At 55.8% G+C, this 8,831-nt stretch carries 10 protein-coding genes; 4 read left to right on the forward strand and 6 right to left on the reverse strand.

Annotated elements, in window-relative coordinates:
* The 3 genes from ytpR to pheS form a co-directional block, all read right to left on the reverse strand.
* On the reverse strand, positions 1-893 hold an 893-nt coding region (gene ytpR, locus ACTG4M_RS16325; protein ID WP_439124727.1), incomplete at its 3' end, for a YtpR family tRNA-binding protein.
* A gap of 2 nt (positions 894-895) precedes the next feature.
* A complete protein-coding gene (locus tag ACTG4M_RS16330) occupies positions 896-1,243 on the reverse strand; it encodes a YrhK family protein (RefSeq protein WP_439124728.1) in 348 nt (115 codons plus the stop codon).
* Positions 1,227-2,297 (reverse strand): phenylalanine--tRNA ligase subunit alpha, encoded by a 1,071-nt coding sequence (gene pheS / locus ACTG4M_RS16335; RefSeq protein ID WP_439124729.1) that lies wholly within the window; start codon positions 2,295-2,297, stop codon positions 1,227-1,229. The genes ACTG4M_RS16330 and pheS overlap by 17 nt, the downstream gene beginning before the upstream one ends.
* A gap of 251 nt (positions 2,298-2,548) precedes the next feature.
* Between pheS and ACTG4M_RS16340 the strand changes: the two genes are divergently transcribed.
* The gene (locus tag ACTG4M_RS16340; protein WP_439124730.1) at positions 2,549-3,739 is read left to right on the forward strand and encodes an OmpA family protein; all 1,191 of its coding nucleotides are present in this window, start codon (positions 2,549-2,551) and stop codon (positions 3,737-3,739) included.
* Between the two features lie 77 nt (positions 3,740-3,816).
* Here ACTG4M_RS16340 and ACTG4M_RS16345 read toward each other — a convergent pair whose 3' ends face one another.
* The gene (locus ACTG4M_RS16345) at positions 3,817-4,161 is read right to left on the reverse strand and encodes a hypothetical protein (protein WP_439124731.1); all 345 of its coding nucleotides are present in this window, start codon (positions 4,159-4,161) and stop codon (positions 3,817-3,819) included.
* A 9-nt stretch (positions 4,162-4,170) separates the two neighbouring features.
* The gene (locus ACTG4M_RS16350; RefSeq protein WP_439124732.1) at positions 4,171-5,358 is read right to left on the reverse strand and encodes a DUF4214 domain-containing protein; all 1,188 of its coding nucleotides are present in this window, start codon (positions 5,356-5,358) and stop codon (positions 4,171-4,173) included.
* 517 nt (positions 5,359-5,875) lie between these two features.
* Here ACTG4M_RS16350 and ACTG4M_RS16355 point away from each other — a divergent pair.
* Entirely contained in the window at positions 5,876-6,607 is a 732-nt protein-coding gene (locus tag ACTG4M_RS16355) for a helix-turn-helix domain-containing protein (RefSeq protein WP_439124733.1), read from the forward strand.
* On the opposite strand, the gene ACTG4M_RS16360 is transcribed toward ACTG4M_RS16355, so the two are convergent.
* Entirely contained in the window at positions 6,559-7,278 is a 720-nt protein-coding gene (locus tag ACTG4M_RS16360) for a hypothetical protein (protein ID WP_439124734.1), read from the reverse strand. The two genes, ACTG4M_RS16355 and ACTG4M_RS16360, sit on opposite strands and share 49 nt — an antisense overlap.
* Before the next feature lie 299 nt (positions 7,279-7,577).
* Here ACTG4M_RS16360 and ACTG4M_RS16365 point away from each other — a divergent pair, with 299 nt between their 5' ends.
* Both ACTG4M_RS16365 and ACTG4M_RS16370 read left to right on the forward strand, forming a co-directional pair.
* Complete coding sequence (locus tag ACTG4M_RS16365) at positions 7,578-8,066, forward strand: twin-arginine translocation pathway signal (RefSeq protein WP_439124735.1); 489 nt, start codon at positions 7,578-7,580, stop codon at positions 8,064-8,066.
* Between the two features lie 19 nt (positions 8,067-8,085).
* The gene (locus tag ACTG4M_RS16370; RefSeq protein WP_439124736.1) at positions 8,086-8,688 is read left to right on the forward strand and encodes a ferric reductase-like transmembrane domain-containing protein; all 603 of its coding nucleotides are present in this window, start codon (positions 8,086-8,088) and stop codon (positions 8,686-8,688) included.
* The last annotated feature ends 143 nt before the right edge of the window (positions 8,689-8,831 follow it).

The raw sequence follows: 8,831 nt of genomic DNA on the forward strand, positions 1-8,831 counted from the left end.
TTGCCGTCGAGCGCCAATAATTCCTCACCGCCAGCCGCACGGTGCACGCGCAAATCACCCGCCACTTTTGACATGTCAAAGACATGCAAAGGCCGGTTGCGGTCGTATGTGAAGAAGTTCGTCACATCGACAAGGAAATTGATCGGGCGGAGGCCGATCGCGCGCAGGGCGTCTTGCAGCCATTGCGGGCTGGGGCCGTTTTTGACGCCGCGGATGATGCGGCCACAGAAAAGCGGGCAGCCGTCGAGCGTGTCTTCGTCGATGCTCACCTTGGTGTCGGCGGTAAAGCTTGCGGGCACCGGATCAACATCGCGGGTCTTTAACGTTCCGAGACCGCGTGCGGCCAGATCACGGGCGATGCCCTGCACACCCAGCGCGTCTGGGCGGTTGGGTGTGATGGCGATTTCGATCACCGGGTCCACTTTGGCAGGGTCGTTCTGGGCCAGCCAGTCAATGAACTTTTGACCCACCTCACCGGAGGGTAGTTCGATGATACCGTCGTGTTCATCGCTAAGTTCAAGCTCGCGTTCCGATGCCATCATGCCGTGGCTTTCGACGCCGCGGATGTTGCCTACGCTGAGTGTCACGTCGATACCCGGCACGTAATCGCCCGGTTTCGCCAGAACGACAGTGATGCCTGCCCGTGCATTCGGGGCGCCGCAGACGATCTGCTTGTCGCCCTCGTCAGTCTCAACCGTGCAGACGCGCAGGCGGTCAGCATCGGGATGCTGTTCTGCGTGTTTTACCTTGGCCAGTGTAAAGGTCTTGAGCTTTTCGGCGGGGTTTTCGACGCCTTCCACCTCAAGGCCCAGATCGGTCAGAGCGTACGTGATCTCGTCCACGGTCGCTGTGGTGTCGAGATGGTCTTTCAGCCAAGAGAGGGTGAATTTCATGGTCAGTCCCCTTTAAACCTTTGAGCAAGGTCTTTGTCGTCGCCGATTGCAGCGAGTTTTATTTCTCGGGTAAGGCGTAGTGTTGGTTTCAGTGCGAAGCAGATCGAGCCGATCAGAAAGAGCCAGGTGCCTGCGGTCTGCCAGTCTTCGGAAAAGAACATGACCGAGCCAACCACGAAACAGAGTGCCGCAGTGAAATCGACCATAGTGTAGGCGATTTCGAACAGCGCATAGATATGACGCTGGCGATTTGTTCCGGTTCTGTGATCGCGGCTAAAAAGCATAAAGATCGCTGGTTCCGTGGAGTTGTGATGAGGATCGGATTTCCCCAAATTAGCTAAGGCCGCCATGCAGCGTCGGCACGTCGAGTGCTGCAAAGCCGTAATGGCGCAGCCAACGGAGGTCTGAATCGAAGAACGCGCGCAGGTCGGGGATGCCGTATTTCAGCATCGCGATGCGGTCGATGCCCATGCCAAAGGCAAAACCCTGCCATTCGTTTGGATCGACGCCCGCGTTTTGCAGGACCTTCGGGTGCACCATGCCAGAGCCGAGGATTTCGAGCCAGTCGTCGCCTCCGCCCACTTTTAGTGTGCCGCCTTCCCACGAACAGCGAATATCGACCTCGGCTGACGGTTCGGTGAACGGAAAGTGCGAGGCGCGGAAGCGCAGTTCTACATCGTCGACCTCGAAGTATGCCTTCACGAATTCTTCGAGCACCCATTTCAGGTTCGCCATGCTGATATCCTTGTCGATGGCAAGGCCCTCGACCTGGTGGAACATAGGCGTGTGCGTCTGGTCGTAGTCCGCGCGATAGACGCGGCCCGGCGCGATGATGCGGATCGGGGCACCGGTTTTTTCCATTGAGCGGATTTGAACCGGCGACGTGTGTGTGCGCAATACATGCGGCGGGCGGTCGTCACCTTCGGCGCGGTGCATGTAGAAGGTGTCCATCTCAGCGCGCGCAGGGTGATGACCAGGAATATTCAGCGCGTCGAAATTGTACCAGTCGGTGTCGATCTGCGGGCCCTCGGCGACGGCAAAACCCATATCGGCAAAGATCGCTGTGACCTCTTCTGTCACTTGGCTGATCGGGTGGATGGTGCCTTGGCGGCGGCCGCGCCCGGGAAGGGTCACGTCGAGCCATTCGCCGCGCAGACGCTCATCGAGTGCCGCGTTTTCAAGCGCCGCTTTCTTCGCTGACAGGGCCGAGTTGATCTCGTCCTTGAGTGCGTTGAGCGCAGGACCGGCCGTCTGGCGTTCTTCGGGGCTCATTTTGCCGAGTTCGCGCATCTTTAGGCTGATCTCGCCCTTCTTGCCGACCGCCTGCACGCGCAGGTCTTCGAGCGCCGCTTCGTCGTTCGCCGCTGCAATCAGCCCAATATACTTGTCGCGCAGATCGTCCATTTCACCCTCCGGCTCGTGTCGTGCTTTCCCTAGCCCCCCCTGTGCAGGGACGCAAGGCAGCCCAAAAGCTAGGCAGGATTCTTTCTTCCTGACGTGTGAAAGCGACAAGCCAAGAGAAATTCTATGTATAGGCGAGTAGCTGCGACATAGATGTTGACCTGAACACCAAATTGAGCAGTATCTAAAGATATTACTGCCAAGATGTTGAGCGGAACAACGCTCACGATGCTGCTTAATTCTGGGGGAAGAGCATGTCGTTACGAATTTTGAAAGAGCATTTGCCGTGGATTGCGCCGACCACTGCAATTGTCCTGGCCGCCACGGGTGTCATTAGTTTCGGCCCAAAGGATACAGCGCCAGTCGGATCTAACTTCGACGGTGTCGAGGTTTCGCGGAATATTACGCAAAACCCAGTCGCGCTTGGCGAACAAGGTGCGGGCATGGTGCCGCCATCTTCGGGAAGTGTAGACGCATTGCAAGCGGCGGTCTTGCAGGCACCAGTTCAGCCTGAAGCGGTTCCAGTCCCAACCCCGACCCCGGTCGAACCTGCAGTGGTAGAGCCGGCAACCCCGCCGGTCGCGCCGCAAACGGTGTCCATCGAGCCGGATGTCAGTCCGACAAACAATCCGAGCGCTTTTTTTGCCGCTGCTCAGGCCAAGCTTGAACAGAGCCAATCCTGTGTCGAAGACCTTAAAGTGCTTGCGAGTGAGGCGCGTGTCTATTTCCCAAGCGGTGGTCTGACCGCAGAAGAAGCAGGTATGGCGCAAGCGAGATTGATCGGGCTTGTTGCGCAGGACTGTCCAAACGTCGAGGTCGTGGTCGCAGGCCATTCTGATCCATCCGGCGATCCGGGAGCGAACCTGCGTTTGAGCCAAAAGCGTGCGGACGAAGTTCTCAAGCGGATTGCGGCAGCTGGGATTGATGTGACCCGGTTTTCGTCCGTCGGCCTGGGCAGTCAGACCCCATCCCGTGTGACTGGAACCGAGTCTGCGGCGTATTACGACCGCCGCGTAGAATTTGAAATTCGCGATACATCGCAGCGCGCAGGTTTGACAGGATTGAGCAGCCCGAACAGCTCGGCACCGTCAACCTGTGCAGCGCAACTTCAGACGGTTGTTGCGCAGACCAAGTTGTTCTATTCGCCCCGGTCGATCACTGCGCCGTCCGATGGTATGCCCGCCGTGGTCGACCTCGCGGCAAAAGCGAGCGCTTGCCCCGATGTACGCTTGCGCGTTGTCGGTCAATATTCGGACGAGCCCGGTTCGGGTGAAACGCCTGCTACAGCCCGCCTGCGCGCTGTGGCCTTGATGAGCTCGTTGGTCGGCGCCGGATTTGCGCCAGAGCAGATCATCATCGCGGCACACTCGACCCCGCAGGTTCTAGCTGGGCAGCCCGGTTTGAGTGAGCGTCGCGTGGATTTCGATGTGATCCTCGACAACTAGGGTATCTCGCCTGTGGGTTTAGATATGGACAGGGCGGCCCAATGGGCCGCCCTTGTGTTCATCGAAGAACTGGTCGTTCAAGTGGCGAATGGGTTATCAAAAACACCAACGATTTGGAGCAGAAATTCACCATCGTTTGGGTCAAGTGAATCCATGTAGAAATTGTCGATGGCAGTAACGGCATCGAAGATGCTGTCCTGAGAGCCATTGAACAATTCCATAACTGCTGTCGCATTTGCGACATCAGACATGCCGCGGTGAACCGCAAATTGTGCGCCAATATCAACCTTGTTTTTCAGATAATCCTGGTCGGCCAGCTGTTGAAGGACAAAATCGTGCCCTTGGTCGACCTTTAATGGAGCATGCACACCGTCGAGGATTTGCAGGATGAACTGATCCCGAGATACTGTACCTGATTCCAAAGCTTCGACCTAAAAAGAAAGTCCGGATTGGTCCGGAGTTCGGCCAAGAACGTTGCTGTAAACTGTTGTGGCGAAGTCAGCATCGGATGTTCCGGCGGGGTAGGTGGCTTGTGTTTCGCTTTGTCCTGCGAATAACGACGCCATTTGGTTTATCGATGTTCCATTGGCGAAGGCTGTTCCCCAAAAATTCAGGCCAATCGCATCTGGCGCGCGGTTGAAGTAGGCGGTGTAGAGTTCGATAATGGCTTCCGCGTCTTCTTGGTCAAGCTGTGCCAGACCGTCGAATGCTTCAATCACAAACGGGCCATCGAAGGCCGAAATTTCATTTTCGAAATCAACCAGTTCGACATTGTCGAGTTCGATTGTCCCAAGTCCATTGAGCCGATGGTCCGTGACGGCAATGCCATCTTCGGACATGACAATGGTGTAGTTGGATTGGTCACCTTCGAAGAAAACGATATCCGTTTCATCCTGTCCATCAATGCGTTTCAATCCAGATGCCGCACGCAGGGCGTCTGCGTCGGATGTCCCATTGAGAAAGTCGCCTTCGTCTTCGATGGGCACCTCTGGCGTCACCTCTTCCACAACCGGAATTGGAACAGGTTCTTTGGGGTTGCTTGTGAGCGATGTCGTGTTGCCGAGCAGGTCAACATACGAGAACTGCACGCTTATTTCTGCTTCGGTGTCTGCAGCAGTCACATCATAGGTTTGGTCTGTGGCACCGCTGATTGGTGTGCCATCTCGCAGCCATTGGAAGGTCGTTGTTTCGTAGTCGATCCCATTGCTGTCTGTGACCGCGTTTGGCCGTGCGGTAAGGCGTTCGCCAACAATTGCGTCCCCAAGGACAACAAGGTCATTGTAAGGTCCTGTTTCTTCGGGAATCAAAGTTCCGGCGGGGGGCACAATAGGCTCTGGATCGCTGGTCAGCACTTCCAGGGTTCCACCAAAATCGGTGTAGCTGTAGCGAACACTCAGCTGAGAACCGACGTCCGCATCTGATACGTTGTATGTACGCTCTGTCGCGCCGTCGATTGGGCTGCCTTCCCGCAGCCATTGAAAGGCTACTGTGGAAAAGTCAATTCCGTCACTGTCCCCAACGCCATTGGGTCGCGCGATCAGAGTTTGACCAACATATGAGTCGCCCAGAACGGTTACAGGACCTTTGGGTGTGTTATTCGTGGCTGAGAGTGTCGACATTTGTTCGTATCGTGCCTGCGCGTCAATTATTCCAATGAAACAAGCCGCAGCGCAGCACATTAAAGAAAACCGCCAAGCAAAGCTGAACCCTAAGGTCACGAGCATCTGTTCGGGTGCCGCGCACAGTTTGCACGTGTTCGATCAGTGGCTCTTAGTTTGACTTCAGTGTTCGCTGCTCGTCGCCTCGCCGGGCTTATTCTGCACCTGTTATTTGAGGCGGCGTACCATGTCCGGCTTTCATTTCAAGCAAAGAAGGAAAAGGGTTGGGAACTTTTGGCGTGATTCCGCGCACGAAGCTAGAAAGGTACCTTTATTTTGCGGAATACTTGGCGCCGATCAGTCGGCTTACGTGGAGCAAATCGCCCTTAGGGTGCATTTACGCTATACACACCACTTTGGCGACGTTACGAATAATGTTGGGTGTGGGTGAATGCTGTAACAATTGGATAGCGATATGGCGTCAAATATTTCGGAGCTCAACGTTCTCGATAATTTCAAGGCCAATCTGAAGAGTATCATGCAAGCTCAAAATCTGAGCGAGGCTGAGCTTTCAGTGCGTGCAGGTTTTGACGAAGAGGGGGCTATTGCTGCGATGATGCGCGGTGGGAATATGCCGAATATGGCTGTCCCGGTTCGGGTTGCCGACGCGCTTGGTGTTCCGGTTGACGTTCTCTTGCGCGACCGCCGCGATCATCTGGAGCACGAATTCGAAGCTTTGCCAGTACAAGAAGTCGACCGGCAGGCAGCGCGGCTTTTGTCGGCGGTGTTCAAATCCACCGAGAGGTCTCTGGATCGGCTGGGTGACCGTCCAACATTAGATTCAATCATTTCATGGTGGAAAGATACGGGCGGTGATCTTTCGGCCAGCAATCAAATTGCCCCTCATTTCGATTTGGTCAGCGCAGCTGAAGCGCTGACAGCTGTCCCTCGAATCCACCATGTTGGCGCTTTGGGCTTGTCTGCGACGACATTGGGGTCCGCTGAAAGTACCCGGTTGGAAACCTTTCTTGAGACGTTGAGCACGTCCGATTTGGCCGAGCTGAACGGTCAGATCAGGTCAGTTGCACATTCTGGCGTTGGGATGATCACACCGTTGAAACGGATCGTGCCCTTCCCCGAGACGAACGAAACCGTCGAGGTCAGTTTCGTTCGCCTTATGCTTCCGGTCAAAGACGCATCGGGTACCTTGTTCGTCCTGAACTATTCTACTCTCTTAAGTGAATCTACGCCCAGAAGGCAGGACGGGTGATGGTTGAAAAACCGCGCCATGTCCGCCAATTCGGTTGACTGGATCGCAACTAGGTATTCACCGACCGCACGCCCCTTGTGCAGTGCGCCCCAAACATGGGCTCCGGGGTATTGACGCGTAAATCCATATTCGGTGGCATAGCCCAGCCGTGCGTCATCAGCCCGGACAAACGCATAAAGCCAATCGGGTTGCCAGCGCAGGTGGCAATAGGCGAAAAGCAGATGTGTGTAGAGCGAAAGCAGATGTCGCGAGCCGCGCATCTTCTCGGTAATAAAAAACTCGCCCATGTAGATCACGCTGCCGGAAATCTCGTCGCATGGACGTGGGCCGTCTGACACAACGTGCAGATGCCCTTGGCCTTTGTAGAGCCTGCTATAGCTGCGGGTCCAAAAGCTTGACAGGGTTTCAGAAACCAGCAGATCGTGCCGTGCTGCGACCCCACCGATGTCTCGACCGTCTTTCTGGAGGATCAACCAGCCAGCATTGTCTTTGGACAAGTCGTTATGTTCGGACGAGATCATTGGCGTGATCGAGTTTTTACCAATTGCCCGCATTCGATCTTCGCAGGCTTCGAAGTCAGACGAATCTTCGACGGTGATGCCTTTCTCTTCAAGCGTGTTGAGACAGATGTTGAAGAATTTCATCAGGTCTAAAATTGCAGATTTGGCCACGTGCTTCTCCTTTAAAGGGTGTTGAACAACGTCACCAGACCATCCCATTCGCGTGGCCGCGCCAAGCCTTAAGGTTGTTTTATCCCTCTCGAAACACTTTTTGCTAGCGCTTGTGCAATTTCTAACGCTTTCGAGATTGGGGTATTGCGTGGAGTTTCCGGCGCATGGAATTGCGTCGCTGTGCGGTTCACGAAGCTGTGGGGCTCGTTTTGCGTCTTCGGCTTTTGCCCTATCTTGCAATGAAAGTAGGTGATCCATCCGGTTGGGTTGGGCACATGCTATTTGACAGGAGGTATAAGATGACAATTCGTTCTTTCACCCGACGTACTCTTCTGGCCACCGGTGCTGCCGCGATGACGGCTGGAGCGTCTGGGTTGATTGTGCCTGCCCGAGCACAAGGCGTAGCACCCACGCCGTCGATGCGGGGTGGGTCAAACAATTACCGCCCTGGAGCCCCTGTCGTTGACCGGATCGGTGGCGGCGGGTTCTGGATGACCGGCACTGTTCGCCGTGCCGGGGATGGCGCGGCTTTGCCTGGGCAGCGCATCCAGATTTGGGCACATACCACCGAAGGTCACGAGCGCGATGCGCGCAGTCATGGTGCCACCATCACAGATGCCAATGGCGAATTTCGTCTTGAAATGCCTCAGATTGTGCCGGCCTTTGGTCAGGCCCATGGGCATCTGGCCTATGACAGCGGAGATTTTGAAACGGTCTTCCTGCGCCCCTTGATGGACAGCGCGAATGACACCCGCCTGAGTGCGCATTTTGTTCTGACGCCCGCCTGATTGGGCTGGGTCGCATGACATGACTCGCAAGGGCGCCGCTCTGATTTGGGCGTTGGTTACTGTGGTGATTGCGGTGCCCGTATGGTTCGCCCTGACGAGCCCACTTTTGCAATGGCGGGAGCCTGTTTACATTATTGCGGCATTTGCGGGCGTCGTCGGGATGGCGTTTTTGCTCCTCCAGCCATTGTTGGTTGGGGGATTCCTGCCCGGGCTAGGCGCACCTCGCGGACGGCATATGCACCGTGTGGTCGGCGGTGCGTTGGTGCTGGCCGTTTTTGTGCATGTGGCGGGGCTTTGGATCACCAGCCCGCCGGATGTGGTTGATGCACTCTTGTTCCGATCGCCAACACCATTCTCTGTATGGGGCGTGATTGCCATGTGGGCGATATTTTTGGCGGCACTTCTTGCGATATGGCGCCATCAGATTGGGCTACGAAAGTGGCGCTTGGCGCATACTGGTTTGGCCCTGGTCATCGTGGTCGGCACAGTTGTGCATGCGCTTTTGATCGAGGGCACGATGGAGCCTGTTTCGAAAGCCGTTTTCGCCGGTTTGATTTTGGTCGCAACCACAAAGGTCATCGGTGATCTGCGCGGGTGGTTTCGTCGTCGCACGCCAAGGTGATTTGCAGAACGATTTAGGCCGCGGTTGTCTTGAGCGTACCGCCTTTTTGGCCGCGCATGAGGATGAGGATCATGATCCCGATGTTCATCCCGTTCCACACGATCCCGTTAACGAACGCCCATTGATAGCTGCCGGTCAAATCA

Source organism: Marivita sp. (assembly GCF_965656765.1).
Classification (GTDB): domain Bacteria; phylum Pseudomonadota; class Alphaproteobacteria; order Rhodobacterales; family Rhodobacteraceae; genus Marivita.

Excerpts from the sequence above, each read along its gene's own strand:
- ACTG4M_RS16340 (WP_439124730.1), top strand. The coding sequence starts at position 2,549 with ATGTCGTTACGAATTTTGAAAGAGCATTTGCCGTGGATTGCGCCGACC.
- ACTG4M_RS16350 (WP_439124732.1), bottom strand. The coding sequence starts at position 5,358 with ATGTCGACACTCTCAGCCACGAATAACACACCCAAAGGTCCTGTAACC.
- pheS (WP_439124729.1), bottom strand. The coding sequence starts at position 2,297 with ATGGACGATCTGCGCGACAAGTATATTGGGCTGATTGCAGCGGCGAAC.
- ACTG4M_RS16330 (WP_439124728.1), bottom strand. The coding sequence starts at position 1,243 with ATGGCGGCCTTAGCTAATTTGGGGAAATCCGATCCTCATCACAACTCC.
- ACTG4M_RS16355 (WP_439124733.1), top strand. The coding sequence starts at position 5,876 with ATGCAAGCTCAAAATCTGAGCGAGGCTGAGCTTTCAGTGCGTGCAGGT.
- ACTG4M_RS16365 (WP_439124735.1), top strand. The coding sequence starts at position 7,578 with ATGACAATTCGTTCTTTCACCCGACGTACTCTTCTGGCCACCGGTGCT.
- ACTG4M_RS16370 (WP_439124736.1), top strand. The coding sequence starts at position 8,086 with ATGACTCGCAAGGGCGCCGCTCTGATTTGGGCGTTGGTTACTGTGGTG.